Origin of the sequence: Marinobacter sp. 1-4A, assembly GCF_016597725.1 — a bacterium.
GTDB lineage: Bacteria > Pseudomonadota > Gammaproteobacteria > Pseudomonadales > Oleiphilaceae > Marinobacter.
The window spans coordinates 59,994-78,049 of record NZ_VCGY01000008.1 but is presented as its reverse complement, the minus strand read 5'-3'; the positions used below and the strand labels follow the sequence as shown (position 1 = coordinate 78,049).

14 protein-coding genes are annotated in these 18,056 nt (G+C 53.5%); 7 read left to right on the top strand and 7 right to left on the bottom strand.

The window, feature by feature from the left end; all coding sequences use genetic code 11:
• The first annotated feature begins 119 nt into the window (after positions 1 to 119).
• The 5 genes from FE845_RS15640 (at position 120) to hslU (ending at position 6,636) form a co-directional block, all read left to right on the top strand.
• On the top strand, positions 120 to 2,021 hold the full coding sequence (locus FE845_RS15640; RefSeq protein ID WP_200366681.1) for an Ig-like domain-containing protein: 1,902 nt from the start codon (positions 120 to 122) through the stop codon (positions 2,019 to 2,021).
• Positions 2,022 to 2,182: 161 nt separating this feature from the next.
• On the top strand, positions 2,183 to 3,868 hold the full coding sequence (gene argS, locus FE845_RS15635) for an arginine--tRNA ligase (RefSeq protein ID WP_200366678.1): 1,686 nt from the start codon (positions 2,183 to 2,185) through the stop codon (positions 3,866 to 3,868).
• 9 nt (positions 3,869 to 3,877) lie between these two features.
• Positions 3,878 to 4,510 carry an SPOR domain-containing protein gene (locus tag FE845_RS15630; RefSeq protein WP_200366676.1) on the top strand — a complete coding sequence of 211 codons (633 nt, stop codon included), beginning with the start codon at positions 3,878 to 3,880 and terminating at the stop codon, positions 4,508 to 4,510.
• 237 nt (positions 4,511 to 4,747) lie between these two features.
• A complete protein-coding gene (gene hslV / locus FE845_RS15625) occupies positions 4,748 to 5,302 on the top strand; it encodes an ATP-dependent protease subunit HslV (protein ID WP_200366674.1) in 555 nt (184 codons plus the stop codon).
• 2 nt (positions 5,303 to 5,304) lie between these two features.
• Positions 5,305 to 6,636: an ATP-dependent protease ATPase subunit HslU gene (hslU, locus tag FE845_RS15620; protein WP_200366672.1), complete on the top strand. Its 1,332-nt coding sequence runs from the start codon at positions 5,305 to 5,307 to the stop codon at positions 6,634 to 6,636.
• A 61-nt stretch (positions 6,637 to 6,697) separates the two neighbouring features.
• Here the strand turns inward: hslU and FE845_RS15615 are convergent, their stop codons facing one another.
• From FE845_RS15615 to FE845_RS15605, 3 genes are all read right to left on the bottom strand, one after another.
• Positions 6,698 to 7,942, bottom strand: a complete 1,245-nt coding sequence (locus tag FE845_RS15615) for a patatin-like phospholipase family protein (protein WP_200366670.1) — start codon at positions 7,940 to 7,942, stop codon at positions 6,698 to 6,700.
• A 120-nt stretch (positions 7,943 to 8,062) separates the two neighbouring features.
• The gene (gene ptsP / locus FE845_RS15610; protein WP_200366668.1) at positions 8,063 to 10,369 is read right to left on the bottom strand and encodes a phosphoenolpyruvate--protein phosphotransferase; all 2,307 of its coding nucleotides are present in this window, start codon (positions 10,367 to 10,369) and stop codon (positions 8,063 to 8,065) included.
• Between the two features lie 15 nt (positions 10,370 to 10,384).
• Positions 10,385 to 10,915 (bottom strand): RNA pyrophosphohydrolase, encoded by a 531-nt coding sequence (locus tag FE845_RS15605; protein WP_200366658.1) that lies wholly within the window; start codon positions 10,913 to 10,915, stop codon positions 10,385 to 10,387.
• Between the two features lie 170 nt (positions 10,916 to 11,085).
• Here FE845_RS15605 and FE845_RS15600 point away from each other — a divergent pair, with 170 nt between their 5' ends.
• Positions 11,086 to 11,742, top strand: coding sequence for an HAD family hydrolase (locus tag FE845_RS15600; RefSeq protein ID WP_200366656.1), 657 nt, complete (start codon positions 11,086 to 11,088; stop codon positions 11,740 to 11,742).
• 59 nt (positions 11,743 to 11,801) lie between these two features.
• On the opposite strand, the gene FE845_RS15595 is transcribed toward FE845_RS15600, so the two are convergent.
• The 3 genes from FE845_RS15595 to FE845_RS15585 all read right to left on the bottom strand — a co-directional run bounded on the left by FE845_RS15595 (position 11,802) and on the right by FE845_RS15585 (position 14,599).
• Entirely contained in the window at positions 11,802 to 12,998 is a 1,197-nt protein-coding gene (locus FE845_RS15595) for a class I SAM-dependent rRNA methyltransferase (RefSeq protein ID WP_200366654.1), read from the bottom strand.
• A 273-nt stretch (positions 12,999 to 13,271) separates the two neighbouring features.
• Entirely contained in the window at positions 13,272 to 13,664 is a 393-nt protein-coding gene (gcvH, locus tag FE845_RS15590; RefSeq protein ID WP_200366652.1) for a glycine cleavage system protein GcvH, read from the bottom strand.
• A gap of 44 nt (positions 13,665 to 13,708) precedes the next feature.
• Positions 13,709 to 14,599: a LysR family transcriptional regulator gene (locus tag FE845_RS15585; RefSeq protein ID WP_200366651.1), complete on the bottom strand. Its 891-nt coding sequence runs from the start codon at positions 14,597 to 14,599 to the stop codon at positions 13,709 to 13,711.
• Positions 14,600 to 14,721: 122 nt separating this feature from the next.
• Here FE845_RS15585 and metE point away from each other — a divergent pair, with 122 nt between their 5' ends.
• Positions 14,722 to 17,043, top strand: coding sequence for a 5-methyltetrahydropteroyltriglutamate--homocysteine S-methyltransferase (gene metE, locus FE845_RS15580; RefSeq protein ID WP_200366650.1), 2,322 nt, complete (start codon positions 14,722 to 14,724; stop codon positions 17,041 to 17,043).
• Here metE and cpdA read toward each other — a convergent pair.
• The gene (cpdA, locus tag FE845_RS15575) at positions 17,037 to 17,843 is read right to left on the bottom strand and encodes a 3',5'-cyclic-AMP phosphodiesterase (protein ID WP_200366648.1); all 807 of its coding nucleotides are present in this window, start codon (positions 17,841 to 17,843) and stop codon (positions 17,037 to 17,039) included. The two genes, metE and cpdA, sit on opposite strands and share 7 nt — an antisense overlap.
• Positions 17,844 to 18,056: the final 213 nt, after the last annotated feature.

Genomic DNA, 18,056 nt, shown 5'->3' with positions numbered 1-18,056 from the left:
TACGATACGCTTAAAATGCCAGCAACAACCTGAGGTTGCGATTCTCTCTTTATCCGTTCTTTTAGAGAGAAACGAACTGCCAAAGGAACGTGCTGTAAACGAGAACTGGAGATTATAAAATGTCAGGGAAATTCCTTGCGCGTGTGCTCGCTTTGTCGCTTGCACTTTTTTTGGTGGCCTGTGGCGGTGGTGACGATAGCTCTACGCCTCTAGCCGGAGGTGATGGTTCAGGAAATGGTGGAGGCACACCTGATGAGGTAGCCAACGTAGGATCAGTTCAGCTTCTGGCAAGCCCGGTTCAGATTGGCACGTCCTCAGGAGCCACATCGACCTTAACCGCTTTGGTTAAAGATCCCAATGGAATTTTGCTTCCCGGTGTGCCGGTCCAGTTTTCGGTCAACAACAATGGCACTCTGCGCGTGGACAACCCCACTACAGACGAGTCTGGCACGGCGACAGCGATTCTGAGCACCTCGGACGATGCAAGGAACAGAACGAACACTGTCAGCGTTAGCGCAGGTGGCAAAAGCGATTCAGTGGAGATCACCATTTTGGGATCATCCATATCTATCGCAGGCCCCAGCGCCGTATCGTTGGGGGACTCTGTCAACTACAGAATCACTCTTAGTGACGGCAATGGGGATGGCATAAGCAACCAGAGCGTGACCGTCACGACTAACACCAGCACGGTCACATCATCTAATCTCACAACAAATGATGGCGTTGTAGATATTCAACTGAGCGCTGAGACTAGTGGAGAAGACGTTATAACCGTATCGGCATTCTCTGGCGAAAGTAGAGTCGAGGCTACCAAAACTATCTCCATCTCTCCTGAGTCCTTTGTCTTCGCATCACCAGCGGCTGCAACTGAAATCAACCTGAACACACCACAAACAATTACGCTGAATTGGGAGTCTGACAACGTACCTGTTGACGGTCGCACCGTTCGTTTTAGCAGCACTCGAGGTACTCTGCAGCCAGCTGATGGCTTGGTGACCTTGTCAAACGGTCAGGCTTCCGTTCGCATTAGCTCAAACATCTCAGGCCCTACAACAATCACCGCAACAACCCTCGACTCAGGTTTGTCCACTGAGCGTACCTTCGAATTTGTGGCCGTCACTGCCAATGCAATTGACGTACAAGCAACAAAAACACAGCTCGATCTTGGTGAGACCACCGAAGTTCTGGCGGTAGTTCGAGATCAAAACAATAATCTGGTAAAAAATCAGCTAGTCAACTTTCAGATTATTGCCGACGGCAGTAGCGGTAACTTATCGTCGAGCACCGGATTGACCGACAGCCTAGGCCGCGTTTCTACCACCTATACAGCAGGGCAATCTATCAGTGCGCGGAACGGAGTTGTGATCCGAGCCTCAGCAGCTGACAACAGCAGCGTCGCTGGAACGCTCTCGATGACTGTAGCCCGAAGAGCCCTACGTGTCGTAATCGGAACAGGTAACTCGATTCAAGAGCCAGATGAAGCCAGCTACCTTAAAGAGTTTGTTGCCATAGTGACGGATGCAAATGGAGCGCCTGTAGAAAGCGCCGTCGTTGAGCTTAGCGTACTGCCAGTGGGCTACGCCAAAGGGCGCTGGATTGACGACACTTTTTCCAAGTTTTGGAGGCGAGTCATCACGAGCGTGCCATCAGGGAACCCACCCGAAGTGTCAGGCTTTTGTCCAAACGAGGATCTCAATAAAAACGGGATACTAGACTCAGGTGAAGACTTTAATCGCGACGGAATACTTACACCCACTAATCCGGCCACGACAACAGTATCCTCGCTGGTAACCCAATCAGACGGCTCTGGTCAGTTTTCAATAAAGTATCCCCAAAGCGTATGCGGCTGGGTTGAAACACAAATCACAGCAACCGTGCGAGTTGGCGGCACTGAAAGCATAGAAAATTATGACTTCTCACTAAGCTGCGCTGCCGATGACTTGATCATTCAGGACGGTGATCCCCCAGGTGGTCAAACAAGCCTTTATGGCACAGGCACAAGCTGCTTCGATACCAAGTAGCACCTGCTTAACAATGCGAGCCAAATCGGCTCGCATTGTTTTTTCCAGCTTTCCCACTCCATTGAGAATCCCTCCTCTTTCCCCGATAATACGTCTCCCAAGACCACAGTCGGGACGCCCGTCGTCTCCAAACACTCCGAATCATCGAGTTAACTGAAAGTATGAAAGAGACAGTTTCCGATCTGCTCCAGTCCGCACTGGTCGCTCTTCAATCCGAGGGCAGGCTGCCAGCCGACCAGACCTATTCGCCGCAAGTAGGCAACACCAAAGATAAATCCCACGGTGACTACGCCTGCAACATTGCATTGGTTGCTGCAAAAACGGCGGGGTGCTCGCCCCGTAAACTGGCTGAGATGCTTATTGAGAAACTGCCCGAAAGCAGCGCCGTGGCGAAGGTCGAAATTGCAGGCCCCGGTTTTATCAATTTTTTCATGAGTACCGCCAGCGCCTTCGAGATAGTGAATACAATCTTGGACGAGGCTGGCGAATTTGGCCGCAACAACAGCGGCAAGGGCGAAAAAGTTCAGGTGGAATTTGTGTCCGCCAACCCCACCGGGCCGCTACATGTAGGCCACGGTCGAGGCGCTGCCATTGGCGATTGCCTAAGCCGTCTATTGGAGGCCAACGGCTACGAGGTTACCCGTGAGTTTTACTACAACGACGCGGGCGCCCAAATCAATAATCTGGCGCTCTCTGTGCAAGCTCGCGTTAAAGGACTAACACCCGAGGACGAGAACTGGCCGGAAGATGGCTATCGTGGCGACTACATCACTGATGTCGCCAAGGCATATCTGGCAGGTGATACCGTTACCGCTGACGACAGAGAAGTAACCGCTAGCGCCAACCCGGACGATCAGGCTGCCATTCAGGAATTTGCGGTGGCGTATCTGCGCCGGGAGCAGGATTTAGACCTAAAGGCATTTGGGGTCGAATTTGATGTGTATTTTTTGGAGTCGTCCCTGTATCAGGACGGCAAAGTAGAGGCTACGGTCAAGCGCCTTCAGGACAACGGCTACACCTATGAAGACGGTGGCGCCCTGTGGCTGAAAACCACAGAATTCGGTGATGACAAAGACCGGGTCATGCGCAAGAAAGACGGTGGCTACACCTACTTTTTGCCCGACGTAGCCTACCATCTAGACAAGTGGCAGCGCGGCTTTACTACCGTCATCAATGAACAGGGAGCCGATCACCACTCAACGGTTACCCGGGTTCGCGCCGGGTTGCAGGCCCTTAACGCTGGCATTCCGAAGGGCTGGCCGGATTACGTTCTACACCAGATGGTGATGGTCACCCGTTCCGGACAGGAAGTAAAAATTTCCAAGCGCGCTGGCAGCTATGTCACCATTCGCGACTTAATCGATGAAGTTGGCCGGGATGCTACCCGCTTCTTTCTGGCGGCACGACGCGTTGACTCCCAGCTAACCTTCGATATCGACCTAGCCCGCTCACAGACCAATGAAAACCCGGTGTACTACATCCAGTATGCCCATGCTCGTATATGCAGCGTGTTACGGAAGTTGGCGGCGGAAGGCGTTGAGCGCGGACTCAATGAATGCCTAGGCGACCTGTCTTTATTGGCGCTGGATGAGGAAAAAGAGCTAGCAAACCAGCTGGCGAAGTACCCTGAATTGATAACAAACTCTGCCACCCAGCGTGAGCCCCATCACCTCACACACTACCTGAGGGATCTGGCGGGCCAGTTCCACACCTACTACAACGCCCATAAGGTGCTGATTGAAGACACAGCACTGCGCGATGCCCGCATCAGCCTGTACCTCGCTGTGCGACAAGTGATAGCCAATGGGCTTGACCTGCTGGGCGTAAGCGCACCGGAAGAGATGTAAGTAACAACCATGTCCCGAGACTATGCTCGCAAAAACCGCTCTGGCGCGTCCTCAGCTGCCACCAAGAAAAAGCCCGCGAAGGCTGCTCGGGCCCCTAAAAAGCGCACGAAGCCAGCAGCTCCCGCCCACTCTCAGCGGGGAGGCTTGTCTTTGAAGTGGATTTTTTCTCTGGCAACGGTGGGTGGCTTTATTGGTTTTATTGTGTACCTGAACTCGGTCCCCCCAAGTGAAGGGCCAAGGCAGCCTGCAACTGCCGAAAAGTCAGCAAAAGCTCCGGCAAACAAGGCCGCTAAACAGGAAGAAAAAAAACCTGGCTTCCGATTCTATGAAATGCTTCCGGAATCGGAGGTTATCCCACAAAAAGTCGAGGAATACACGCCTGGCCCAGCCAAGCAAGACTTTGACTATTTGGTGCAGTCCGGCTCTTTTCGCAGCAAAGAAGACGCAGAGCGTCAGCGCGCACAGATTGCTTTTCAAGGTCTTAGAGCCGGGGTGCAGCGCATAGAACTTGATAGTGGCTCGGTCTGGTACCGGGTAAATGTGGGACCGTTCACATCACGCAGCCAAATGAGTTCGGCTATCGACAAGCTTGTTTCGATTAACATACAGCCGCTTATTCGGAAGGTTCCTAAGCAGGGTTGAGGTCGAGCCTGAATGATATGGAGTACGCGGGTTTCAGGCGAGGCTTCCTAAAACACGCTGTGAATACATCCATGTACGCTCGGCTCCGCCATCCATGGCTCCGCACGGTTTCAGGAAGCCTCGCCTGAAACCCGCCTCGCAGCTGTATTCGCGCCTAACGAAAACAGCCTCTTGAATTCTCCGTTACCGCCTCCATAACTGCCCAATACCGATTTCTATCAGGCAATTGGAGCCCTAATGACTACCATACTTTCCGTCAGACGCGACGACGAAGTTGCCATGGGTGGCGACGGCCAGGTTTCTCTGGGAAACACAATGATGAAAGGCAACGCCCGCAAGGTGCGCCGCCTCTATAACGGGCAAGTTATCGCGGGTTTTGCAGGTGGTACTGCGGATGCATTTACTCTATTCGAGCGATTTGAGGCCCAGCTTGAGAAGCACAACGGTAACCTCACAAGAGCAGCCGTAGAGCTCGCCAAAGATTGGCGTACAGACAGAGCACTGCGCAAGCTGGAAGCGCTTTTGGCAGTAGCAGATAAAACCGCATCTCTGATTATCACAGGGAATGGTGATGTGATCGAGCCCGAACACGGGCTAATCGCTATTGGCTCAGGTGGTCCGTTCGCACAGGCCTCCGCTCGAGCATTGCTCGAAAATACTGAGCTTTCCGCCCACGACATTGTAGAGAAAGGGCTGGAGATAGCGGCGGACATCTGTATTTACACAAATCATAACCGCACTATCGAACTGCTCTCTAACGTAGCACCCTCCAAAACGACTGATCCGGAGTAACCATGTCTGCAATGACTCCCCGTGAAATTGTTCACGAACTCAACAAACACATCGTGGGTCAGCAAGAGGCCAAGCGAGCCGTGGCGATCGCTCTGAGAAACCGCTGGCGCAGGATGCAACTGGACAGCACTCTTCGTGATGAGGTCACACCCAAAAACATCCTGATGATTGGCCCAACTGGCGTAGGTAAAACTGAAATTGCCCGCCGTCTAGCGAAACTGGCCGATGCGCCTTTCCTGAAAGTGGAGGCTACCAAATTTACCGAGGTGGGCTACGTAGGGCGCGATGTTGAATCAATTATTCGCGATCTAGCGGATATGGCCGTCAAAATGCTTCGCGTCAAAGAAATGAAGCGCCACGAAGAGCGAGCGCTAGATGCAGCGGAAGAGCGCATTCTTGATGCCCTACTGCCGCCCCCTAGAAGTTTCAGTGAAGACAGCCAAGCCCCCTCTGAGGACTCATCCACCCGGCAAATGTTCCGGAAGAAGCTGAGGGAGGGTGAACTTGATGACAAGGAAATCGAAATTAACCTCCGCAACCCAAGCGCTGGCGTGGAGATCATGGCTCCCCCGGGCATGGAGGAAATGACCAATCAGTTGCAGAGCATGTTCTCTAACATGGCAGCTGATAAATCCAAGCCTCGCAAGATGAAAGTGGCAGATGCCCTGAAGCGGGTAAAGGAAGAAGAAGCTGCCAAGCTGGTTAATGAAGAATCAATCAAGCACAAAGCTATTCTTGCCGTGGAGCAGAATGGCATTGTATTTCTTGACGAAATTGACAAAGTGGCCAAGCGTTCGGAAAACACCTCATCCGATGTGTCCCGGGAAGGTGTTCAGAGAGACCTACTGCCACTGATTGAAGGCAGCACGGTGAGCACAAAATACGGCTCTGTTCGCACCGATCACATCTTATTTATTGCCTCTGGAGCCTTCCACCTGTCCAAACCATCGGACCTGATTCCAGAGTTGCAGGGCCGATTACCGATTCGTGTCGAACTGCAGGCACTGAGCCCGGATGACTTCAAGCGCATTCTCACCGAGCCGGATGCATCGCTGGTTCAGCAGTATGAGGCGCTGATGAATACGGAAGGGGTTAAACTAACCTTCAGTGAAGAAGCCATTGCTCGCATCGCAGAGATCGCCTGGAAGGTAAACGAGACCACAGAGAATATCGGTGCCCGGCGTCTTCATACGGTATTGGAGCGGCTGCTCGAAAGCCTGTCATTTGATGCAGGAGATGGCGTAACCGATGCCTTTGAAGTCACTGCCGATTACGTGAATGAAAAGCTTGGAGACCTATCGGAAGACGAAGATCTGAGCCGCTATATTCTTTGACCCGGCAATCTAGTTTGAAAGCCCTTGGCTCAGGCATGCTTTGTTCGCCTGAGCCAAGGATTTATTCAGCTTTCGAAAACAAATGGGTGACGTTTTCCAACCCGGTCGCCAACTTGCCTTTACCCGTTGCTTTTTTCTTTCTGCTCTTTGCCACATACAGCGGAAGCATTTCACCATAAAGGCTGGTGCTGATGGTTCGCTGTTCATCCTCCAAACGATCCCGCCTTAGCTTTATTCCGTACTTCGCCAGCTTTGGCTCTAGCTCGTCAGCGCGGCTACGCAGATCACTTCGAGTCATTTGATAAGCGTGCTCACATACCATCCGGCGTGACTGAAAACTGAATACGTTAGAGAAAAACAGCTTGGCGTCGTCCCGGGTTGGCTCGAAAAGGAGAATATCCTTGTTCGGATAATCCGTGGCGTAATGAGCAATGCCCGACTGCATACGGGAGTAAACCATAGTGCGGAACATCTGCGACAGCAGGTTTGGCATACCCGAACGGGTTAAATCCCCGGGTGCCATGGTGCCCGCTCGCACGGCCGCGCTGGCATCGATGGGCACCTGAGGGTTGACGGCAAAAACCAAGTCGGCGCCATCTTCAAACGCAACCGACGCATGCAAACCTTTGCGCAGGGTTCCGTCTACATAATACCGGCCATCTATGTCCACCGGAACATACAAGCCCGGAGACGCCGTGCTTGCTTGAATGGCTTTGGATATGGGCACATGATCAAACCCGGGAGCACCAAAGCACACCGCCTCGCTGCTCTCAACGTCAGCTGCCACGATATACAGGCTACGCTTCAACTGCCGGAAGTCGTTCGAGCGCCCCAGCATAGAAAAAGCCCGCTTGAGGTAATCGTGTAAGCCTTGGTTATCAAATAGCCCCGCGGGCGCCGCCTGAGCCAGTATGGTGAAGGCTTCCAGCAGGCTCTGGTCATAGGGATTGGTAACAAAGCGACGAACGGCTGTTGTGAGCAAACCCGGAACCGCAAGCAGCCGCCCTGCCATTTCCTTAAGCGCCGGACGATAGAAGACATCCGGGTGAAAAGGATGAACCTCGGCCTCATTGCGAACAAAAATCCGGCACAATTGCGCGGTGGTCATCTGGTTCGCAAGGTTTGCAGCAACAAACGAGCCGGAGTTAACACCCACGTATACATCAAGGTTGTTGAAATCCAGCCCATCCAAGGCTTCATCCAGCGCCCGGAGCGCGCCAATTTCATAAATACCGCCTAATGGACCGCCACCGCCGAGCGCGAGCCCGATACGTGACGCAGGTTTCATTTCGGTTGGCTTTCTCATAGCCTTTCCTTTTCCGGATAAATAGCCAGATCAGATATTCTGGACTGTCTTACTCACAAAGTAGCAATCCGGTTTAGAGCACGCACCCTAGATTTAAAGGGCGGCACAATACGACACCACCTAGGAGGCTGACTGCCCAGCAAGAGCCGCTGTTGTGGATATACTGGGCCGGAGGTAACGGCCAAAGCCTGCATTGCGTAGCGCAAGATCCACACAGCTCTTAATAACGTGAGGCGAGTCCAGCAATAGCACGTCTTTCAATAACTTTACCGCCCACTCCCGGCTGACACTGCGAATGACGGATTTTACTTTTGGCAGGCTGGCCGCGTTCATGGAAAGTGAGTCGTAGCCCATGGCCATCAGCAGCAACGCGCCGCCGGGGTCTCCCGCCAGCTCACCACAAATGCCCACCGGCTTACCGACCGCATGGGCATCTTGAGCAATTCGCACAAGAGCCTGCAAAACGGCAGGATGGTATGAGTGGTAAAGCTGTGCCACCCGGGGGTTGTTGCGATCTACTGCAAGCAGGTATTGGGTCAGATCGTTAGAGCCGACCGAAAGAAAATCAACACGATCCGCCAACTCGCGCACCTGATATACAGCAGCCGGTATTTCCACCATTACACCCACTTTGGGCATATGGATATCAAAACCCTCTTCCCGTACCTCGTGGTAAACCCGGTAAATCAGGTGCAGGGATTCCTCAACCTCGGAGATGTTGCTGACCATGGGCAACATAACTTGAAGATTGTTCAGGCCTTCACTGGCCTTGAGCATAGCCCGTACCTGAACAAGAAAAATTTCCGGATGATCTAAGGTTACCCGGATACCGCGCCACCCAAGAAACGGGTTCTCTTCCTCGATAGGGAAATAGGTCAGGGCTTTGTCACCACCGATATCGAGAGTGCGCATAGTCACAGGGTTAGGCGCAAAGGCTTCCAGCTGCTCGCGGTAATACTGCCGCTGCTCCTGCTCCGACGGGAAGCGGTCTTTAATCATAAAGGGCACTTCAGTGCGGTATAGACCTATGCCTTCTGCGCCGTGAGACAGGGAGCGCACCACATCGGTCATCAAGCCGGTGTTCACCAGCAAGGGAACACGGTGGCCGTCCGTTGTAATGCATGGCTTGTCTCGAAGCGCTTCCAGACCGCGGTCCAGCTCGTCCTCTTCTTCACAAATAGCCTGAAAAAACGCCCTGAGATCTGACGAAGGCGAAGCAAAAATCTGCCCCTCAAAGCCATCCACAACCAGCTCCTTGCCATCGAGCTGATTGACCGGAATATCCACCAGCCCCATAACCGTCGGCACGCCCATAGCACGGGCCAGAATGGCGACATGGGAATTACTGGAGCCTTTGACCGAAACCAAGCCGACTAACTGCCCCCGGGGCACTTCTCCAAGCATGGCCGGTGTCAGCTCTTCACTGACCAGTACCGTACGTTCAGGGTAGGTCAAATCCTCCTGCTCACCTTCCTGCAAATACGCAAGCAGGCGACGACCAAGATCACGGATATCAACAGCCCTTTCCCGGAGGTAGTGGTCGTCCATCATTTCAAAGTGGCGAACGTAATGCTGAACCACCTGTTTGAGAGCACCTTGGGCCCAGATACCTTCACGGATTCGGCTATTGACCTCACCAGGCAAGGCCTCGTCACTTAGCATGCGCAGGTATACGTCAAACAGCGCCAACTCTTCCGGGCGCAAGGTTGATGTCAGCCGCTGAGCAACCTGTTCAATGTCTGCACAAACCGCTTGTACCGCCGACCGGAATAACTCCAACTCCTGATCAATATCCTCCGCTGACCTGTCAGGAACCACATCTAGATCAGCCGCTGGATAAACCACAACACCATGGCCTATCGCCACACCAGGCGCGCCGGGAACACCATTAAAGCTCACATCGCGGGCTTCTTCACCGGTCAGTGAGAGACCGCTGATAGCACCCGTTGCTTCACTGTGGGCAATAACGCCCGCCAGCTGGGCCGAGACCGTCACCAGAAATGCCTCTTCACCTTCATCGAAGCATCGGGAACTCTCCCTCTGCTGCACAACCAAAACGCCAAGCACACGGCGATGGTGAATGATGGGAACCCCGAGAAACGAGCGGAAACGTTCTTCGCCGGTTTCGGGAAAGTAACGGTAGCGTGGGTGAGACGGGGCGTCTTCCAGATTGATCGGCTCTTCTCTCGAACCCACTAAACCCACAAGCCCCTCTGAGTGGGCGAGGCTTACCTTACCCACGGCTTTCAGATACAGGCCTTCGGTTGCCATCAAAATATAGCGATTGGACGCTGGGTCCAGCAAGTAAACAGAACAGACCTCGGTGTTCATGGCTTTTTGCACCCGCGACACGATAATACCCAGCGCTTCCGAAAGATCTCGGGCACTGTTTACCTCTTGTACAAGACTTCGCAGAATGCTCAGCATGGGCGTGTTAGTCCGTCATTTCGCTTGATCCTTTAAACGCCGGTTATGCTCGCTCCTGTGCCACTGCTCCATGTTATAGAACAGCCTTGGTGCGAGCTCTCTCAGCGCACGTCGATATACTTCACGCTTGAAAGAAACCACCTGCCCCAACGGATACCAGTAACTTACCCACTGCCAGCCGTCGAACTCAGGTGACTCCGTACCGTCAACGCGTACTCGCGCATCGGGTGATAACATCCTCAGCAGGAACCATTTCTGTTTTTGGCCCACGCAGACGGGGTGCGAGTTGTGCCGTACCATTCTTCGGGGAAGGCGATACCTTAGCCAGCCCCGGGTACAACTGATGATTTCGACATCATTGGCGCTTAAGCCAATTTCCTCTCCAAGCTCCCGGTACAGTGCTTCTTCCGGCGTCTCTTCATAATGGATACCGCCTTGGGGAAACTGCCAAGAGTCCTGCCCTATTCGCCTTGCCCAGAGAACTTCTCCCTGATGGTTGGCCAGAATGATTCCGACGTTGGGTCTGAAACCGTCTGAATCGATCACGGCACAGTCCTCTTAATAAAGTCGGCAGACCGGTCAAATATTTGCCGGTCGGATTTTTCCAAGTTGCGCTCATTCTTACAGAATCCCAACACTTCGGCAAACGCAGCTGTACTATAGCTGCCGTGATAAGATACGGGTTTTGACTCGCCTGTTTCCTTGGAGGTAATCGCTTGACGCTCGCAATTTTTGATCTCGACAACACTCTGCTGGCTGGTGACAGCGATCATGCTTGGGGTGAGTTTTTGGTAGAGGAAGGTATTGTTGATGCCGAAGTCTATCGCAAGGCTAATGACCGCTTTTATGAAGAATACCTGAATGGCGGGCTCGATATACTGAGCTATCTAAGATTCGCGCTTCAGCCCCTGTCAATTCACAGCATGGATGAGCTTTTGGACTGGCGGGGCAGGTTTATGGAAAAAAAAGTGCGCCCGATGCTGCAGCAAAAGGCCCGCAAACTTTTAGACAGCCACCGCGAGCGCGGCCATACCCTCATGATTATCACCGCCACCAACCGCTTTGTGACCGAACCGATTGCCGACGTGTTGGGCATTGACCATCTTATCGCCACTGAACCCGAGATGGTCAACGGCCGCTACACCGGCGAAATTGCTGGCACCCCGAGCTTTCAAGAAGGCAAAGTGACCCGTTTAGACGACTGGCTGGTTGCTACAGGTGAAAACTTGAACGGCGCCTGGTTTTACAGCGATTCACACAATGACTTGCCGTTGCTTGAGAAGGTGGATAATCCGGTGGCGGTTGACCCGGATCCGAAACTTGAGGCGTTCGCCAAAAACAAAGGTTGGCGTGTTATGACTCTCCGCGATTGAACTCCCGCTGAAGAGACTCTGAGCCCGCTCTCTCTCCGGGAGCGGGCTCAGAGTTGATGCTACATAAAGCCGGTCAGGGACCGTACAAAGCAGGATTTAATGTAGTCCGTTTCGGGAATCCCTGGAATAATCGGATGATCTGGCGCTTGATGCCCCTGCTCCAGAAGCTGCACAAAGCGATCAATTTTTCGCCCGCTGCCCCGAATGATATCCACCAACTTCTCCTGAGAGAGATGCATGGAGCAAGAAGCAGACACAAGAATTCCGTCCCGATCTAGCAGCCGCAAGCCAAGCTGGTTTAAGCGCGCATAGGCTTGCTCTCCGGCTTTCTGGTCACGACGGCGGGGAATAAAGGCAGGTGGATCCAGCACGACGATGTCGTACTTCTCCTTTTCTTCCGCCAGCGCTTTCAAGGCATCAAACGCATCGCCCTCAATGGTTTCTACGTTATCCAAACCGTTTAGCTTTGCATTGTGGTGCACCGAATCAACCGCGGCTGCAGAGCTATCCACACAGGTAACCTGTGTTGCACCTGCACAGGCGGCTTGAATACCCCAGCCACCCACGTAGCTGAATACGTCCAGCACCCGCTTGCCCGGTGCATAAGCCTGAAGACGCTGGCGATTCATGCGGTGATCGTAAAACCAACCTGTCTTCTGGCCGCCTTCAAGCGGCACCTCAAATCGAACGCCATTTTCTTCCACTTCAAGCAGCGTCGCTTCCGGGCCATGGGCCTGCTCAACATAGGTGTCCAACCCCTCAACGCTACGCATCTTGCCGTCGTTTTTGAGAATGATGGCCTTAGGATGCGTCAGGCGTTGAACCGCCCGAACGATGGATTCCTTCATCTGCTCCATGCCAGCTGTGGAGATCTGCACCACCACCGTATCGCCAAAGCGATCCACTACCAGCCCAGACAAGCCGTCGCTATCGCCAAATACCCAACGATAGAAGGGTTTATCGAATAATCTATCGCGCAACGCCAGCGCCGTTTCCATCCGCTGGGTTAATCGGTTTGGTGTCATGCCTTGTGCCGCATCGCGGCTAATCAGGCGGCCACAAATAAGAGCGTGGGGGTTTACGAAAACGACCCCGAGTGGTTTGTCATTGGAAGCCCGCAGCTCGGCCTGTGTGCCTGCTTCAAACTGCGTTAGCGGTGAGCGCTGAATATCCACTTCGTTGCTGTAAACCCAAAGGTGGCCAGCCCGAAGCCTGCGCTCGGCGCCTTTGCGTAGATATAAAACAGGGAAATTCATTGCTGCCACCTAGGGTAGAGAAAAATAGGGCGGGAATTATACATGAAGCCCAAGCGGACGCACTCAAGCTCGGGGGAACCGTCGGGCAAGGCTTTCCAAAACTGTGCGGAGCCATGGGTGGAGTGCGAAGCACTTCACGGGCAAGCCATGGACGGCTTGCCCAGGACCTTTAGCGCGACGCAGGAGCAATAAGCGCTAAAGGGCGGAGCCAAGCGTACATGGACGTATTCACAGCGTGTTTTGGAAGGCCTTGCCCGACGGTTCCTACTCGGTTTACTCGGTAGCCGCTACATGCTCAGCATAGGCATCGGCATCCATCAGTCCATCAAGCTCACCCTTGTCAGCAAGCTTTACTTTAAACATCCAGCCATCACCGTAGGGGTCTTCGTTAACCTTCTCCGGCTCATCCTCAAGAGACTCGTTGATCTCAACAACCTCACCGGTTACCGGGCTGAACACGTCAGATGCAGATTTCACAGATTCGGCAACGCCGGCTTCTTCGCCGCCGGTAACGGTATCGCCCACGTCCGGAACGCCGATGTACACCACATCGCCCAGCTGCTCCTGAGCAAAGTCGGTAATGCCTACTGTGGCAGTGCCGTCGGCGTCTACGCGCACCCACTGATGGGTTTCAATGTATTTCAGATCGGGAGGTGTTTCGCTCATAAGGGTAATTCCTGACAAATTTTTTGGGCAGTGTAACCGAAACCTTAGCGCCAGCGAACCTCTCTCGCCAGCTTCATGAAGGAATCCATGTATTGCACCCCCACATCCCGCTCGCGTCGGCCCAGAAATATTTGTTTGGCGATGCCGTCCTTACCCAGTTTTACCGGAACTATGCCCAGTCGGTCGCTGTATTCGGTTACCAGCCAGCGGGGCAAGGCTGCCACTCCACGCCCTGCAGCGACCATTTGCAGCATAATGTCGGTGGTTTCAATGGTTTTGTGGCGCGCTGGGCGCATGTTTGCGGGCACCAGTAGATAATTGAACACGTCCAACCGCTCAATGGCTACGGGATAGGTGATCAGAGTTTCTGGTTCGAGATCGGCAGCCTCTGCCCAAGGCTTGCCAGCAAGAGCATGATTGGCCGAAACCACCAGCACCTGTTCGTAATCAAACACTGGCTCGAACACCAAGCCCGGCCTGTGTAATGGATCGGGGGTGACGAGCATATCGATATCGTGACCAAACAGCGCGCCAATTCCGCCGAACTGAAATTTCTGTTTTACGTCCACATCCACCGATGGCCACTGTTTAAGGTAGGGACCTACAACCTTCAACAACCATTGATAACAAGGGTGGCACTCCATGCCGATACGAAGTGTACCCGCCTGCCCTTTGGCAAACTGGCCGATCAGCATTTCCGCGTGTTCAAACTGTGGTATCAGGCGGTTGGCTAGAGCCAACAGGTGGTTGCCAGCCTGAGTCAGGCGTAGCTGTCGCCCTTCCCGAAGCCAAATTTGGGTTCCCAGCTGTTGCTCCAGCTTACGGACAGAGTGGCTCAGTGCGGACTGAGTAAGGTGAAGGCGATTCGCTGCTGCTGTTAAGGAACCCTCCGCTTCCACAGCTCGAAGAACTTCCAAGTGATGACGCTCAATCATTTCCCGACCCATGAATAGAATTAATGCAACCCTGAAATAATACCATTATTTTTCATCAAAACTTAAAGCTAACCTGACAACTCCTATCAACAGCCCATTAAACACTGAATCAGGAGTTCGGAATGACGACGACACACAACCTCGGCTACCCGCGCATCGGCGCCCGTCGGGAGCTTAAATTTGCTTTGGAAGCACTCTGGCACGGCAAGTCTAGTGAACAAGCCCTGCAAGAAACGGCCGCAGGGTTGCGCGCACAGAACTGGCAAGAGCAGGCAAGCTTATCTCTGGCGCCTGCGGGCGATTTTTCGTTGTACGATCAGGTTCTGGACATGAGCGCCACTCTCGGTAACTTGCCCGAACGGGCCAGCGCCCAGACTGGCTCCGCACTGGACGCGTATTTTCGTGTTGCGCGGGGCCGCTCCCCCAACGATAGCGCATGCTGTAGCGTACATGCGGGGGAAATGACCAAATGGTTCGACACCAACTATCACTATATAGTGCCGGAGTTCGATGCAGGTACAAGCTTTAGCCTGAACGCTGATCGCATTCTGGAGCTACTCGCCGAAGCCCGAGCACAAGGCATCAACGCCAAACCGGTCATCATCGGGCCGGTCACCTATCTTTGGCTGGGCAAAGCCAAGGACGACTCCGATCGCCTGAACCTGCTGAACAAGCTGCTGCCAGTTTACACGGAACTGCTAACAAAGCTTGCTGAAGCCGGGGCCGAATGGGTTCAAATTGATGAGCCAGCACTGGTTACAGAGCTGGACGCTGACTGGCGCCACGCCTTCATCCTCGCCTACCACGAGCTGAAAACAGCGCCGGTAAAACTGCTGCTTACAACCTATTTCGGGGAACTCAGAGAAAACCTGCAACTGGCTTGCGAACTGCCGGTAGCGGGCATTCATTTGGATGCTATCAGCGCACAAGGTGAAGTTGCACGGCTGGCGGACTGGCTGCCAGCCCACAAGGTACTGTCTCTCGGTGTTATCAACGGACGTAACATTTGGAAAACCGACCTAAGCGCAACACTTGATTTGCTGGAACCCTTAAAAGAAAAGCTGGGAGAGCGGCTATGGCTCGCGCCTTCATGTTCCCTGCTGCATGTTCCCGTTGATCTAGAGAGTGAAACCACGCTGGATTCGGAGGTCCGTAACTGGTTGGCCTTTGCACGACAGAAGCTGCAGGAGTTGAATACGCTGGCCAAAGCGCTGGATGAAGGCCGTGAGTCGGTCGCGCAAGAGTTGAGCGCAAACCAAAAGGCCATCGCGAGCCGCCGTCAATCTTCGCGGGTTCACAACCCCACGGTTTCAAAGGCATTGGCAGCCATTACGCCAGAGCATGGTCAGCGCAAGAACCCATTCAGCGCTCGGACTAAGTTGCAGCAAGAGCGATTCCAGCTGCCAGCGTATCCAACCACAACCATTGGCTCATTCCCGCAGACCCCCGAGATACGCGAGGTTCGCAAAGAATTCCGCCAGGGAAACTTGAGCCAACAGGACTACACTGCGCGAATTCGCGAAGAAATTGCGTACTGCGTTGAGCAACAGGAAGCGCTTGGTCTGGATGTACTGGTGCATGGCGAAGCCGAGCGTAACGACATGGTGGAGTACTTTGGTGAGCAGTTGGAAGGCTATGTATTCAGCCGCTTTGGTTGGGTACAGTCTTATGGCTCTAGATGCGTAAAACCACCGATTCTTTTCGGTGACATAAGCCGTCCCAAAGCCATGACTGTAGATTGGACCACCTACGCCCAATCACTGACGAGCAAGCCTATGAAGGGCATGCTAACCGGTCCGGTGACGATCCTGAACTGGTCCTTTGTGCGTGACGACCAGCCGCGTAAAGACACCTGCCTACAGCTGGCTTTAGCCGTGCGTGAAGAAGTGCAGGATTTGGAAAAAGCTGGAGTAGGGATTATTCAGATTGACGAGGCCGCCCTGCGTGAAGGCCTGCCTTTGCGACAGTCAGATTGGAACAGCTATCTGGAATGGGCCATTGAATCCTTTCGCATCAGTGCCAACGGCGTGCAGGATAATACTCAGATTCACACCCATATGTGCTATTCCGAGTTCAACGACATTATTGACGCCATTGCTCGCATGGATGCGGACGTCATTACCATTGAAACATCACGGTCGGCCATGGAGCTTCTGGACGCGTTCAAAGGCTTCGAATATCCCAACGATATTGGCCCGGGCGTTTACGACATCCATTCGCCGAACATTCCGCAAGTCGAGCAAGTGACAGACTTGATGAAAAAGGCTGCCGAGCGGATTCCAGCAGAGCGGTTGTGGGTCAATCCGGATTGCGGTTTGAAAACGAGGCGCTGGGAAGAAGTGATACCTGCGCTCAAGGCTATGGTCGCTGCCGCACAGCAACTGCGGGCGCAAAGCCAAGAGCGTAATATGGTGAAACAGGAGACTGTAGAAGCCGCTCAGTAACCGGAACTGGTCTGATCAAGCTCGAAGTCGAAGTCCAGAGCCCGGCATACTTCTGTTGAGAAGTTGCCGGAGCTTTGGAGCTCAAACCAGCGATACCCGGGCGCCAAGTCTTCTACGGAAAACTTGCTCGAGCCAGAAGTAAACTGAATACAGGTGGAAGGGCTAGCCAGTAGCTTCACACCGTTCCTCTGCTGTTCGTGGGTCTGGTGGATGTGTCCCCACAGCACAATCTTTACTTGCGGGAAGCGGTCCACTAACTGCCAGAAGTCTTCACGATTTTTAAGGCCAATATTGGCCATCCAATCGGTGCCAATATCAACAGGATGATGGTGTAGCGTGATAAGCGCTGGCATCTCCGGATGCTGCTCAAGCATCTCAGCCAAAAAATCCAGCTCGGATTCCGCCAATTCTCCGTGCACTTTGCCTGGAACCGATGAGTCCAGAAGAATAAACTGCCAACCACCTTGAATAATGTGACGACGATCTGCGCCGCAGCGCGCTGCAACGGCCCTCAGGCTCGCAACCTGATCATGATTTCCAGCAATCCATGCAGATTCGCAACGAAAAGCGCCAAGTCGATCAGCCAAAACCCGATAAGCTTCTTCCGAACCATCCTGAGCGAGGTCGCCCGTGGCTAGGATGAGATCCGGCTGCCCGTGGGATCTGAGTACCTCAGTTATAACGGCGTCCAGACTGTCGCGAGTGTTTACACCCAGCAATGCGCCATCAGCGTTCGCCATCAGGTGTGGATCGGTTAACTGCAGTACCCGAAGCGGTCGGGCGGTTTCCTTGGAAGTCATGATTCTTATCGGTCTGCTTGCTGTCATCCATTGAGGAACAGATTCATGGGCTACCACCTAACTCAGGCTCCCATGGCTCACATACAAGTGTACGTTGTCAGCTTCCGAATTTATCACTTGCGACTGGAACCGGCGTCACATTCTGGCTCAACGCCAGTAATTTATTGCCGTTTTTGCCAACTCAATGCGCCTTTACAAGTGTACGGTTTTACT

What these genes read in the sequence shown, in the direction of transcription:
- metE (WP_200366650.1), top strand. Translation starts at nt 14,722, where the DNA reads ATGACGACGACACACAACCTCGGCTACCCGCGCATCGGCGCCCGTCGG.
- cpdA (WP_200366648.1), bottom strand. Translation starts at nt 17,843, where the DNA reads ATGACTTCCAAGGAAACCGCCCGACCGCTTCGGGTACTGCAGTTAACC.
- FE845_RS15640 (WP_200366681.1), top strand. Translation starts at nt 120, where the DNA reads ATGTCAGGGAAATTCCTTGCGCGTGTGCTCGCTTTGTCGCTTGCACTT.
- hslU (WP_200366672.1), top strand. Translation starts at nt 5,305, where the DNA reads ATGTCTGCAATGACTCCCCGTGAAATTGTTCACGAACTCAACAAACAC.
- FE845_RS15615 (WP_200366670.1), bottom strand. Translation starts at nt 7,942, where the DNA reads ATGAGAAAGCCAACCGAAATGAAACCTGCGTCACGTATCGGGCTCGCG.
- FE845_RS15585 (WP_200366651.1), bottom strand. Translation starts at nt 14,599, where the DNA reads ATGATTGAGCGTCATCACTTGGAAGTTCTTCGAGCTGTGGAAGCGGAG.
- ptsP (WP_200366668.1), bottom strand. Translation starts at nt 10,369, where the DNA reads ATGCTGAGCATTCTGCGAAGTCTTGTACAAGAGGTAAACAGTGCCCGA.
- argS (WP_200366678.1), top strand. Translation starts at nt 2,183, where the DNA reads ATGAAAGAGACAGTTTCCGATCTGCTCCAGTCCGCACTGGTCGCTCTT.
- FE845_RS15595 (WP_200366654.1), bottom strand. Translation starts at nt 12,998, where the DNA reads ATGAATTTCCCTGTTTTATATCTACGCAAAGGCGCCGAGCGCAGGCTT.
- gcvH (WP_200366652.1), bottom strand. Translation starts at nt 13,664, where the DNA reads ATGAGCGAAACACCTCCCGATCTGAAATACATTGAAACCCATCAGTGG.
- hslV (WP_200366674.1), top strand. Translation starts at nt 4,748, where the DNA reads ATGACTACCATACTTTCCGTCAGACGCGACGACGAAGTTGCCATGGGT.
- FE845_RS15630 (WP_200366676.1), top strand. Translation starts at nt 3,878, where the DNA reads ATGTCCCGAGACTATGCTCGCAAAAACCGCTCTGGCGCGTCCTCAGCT.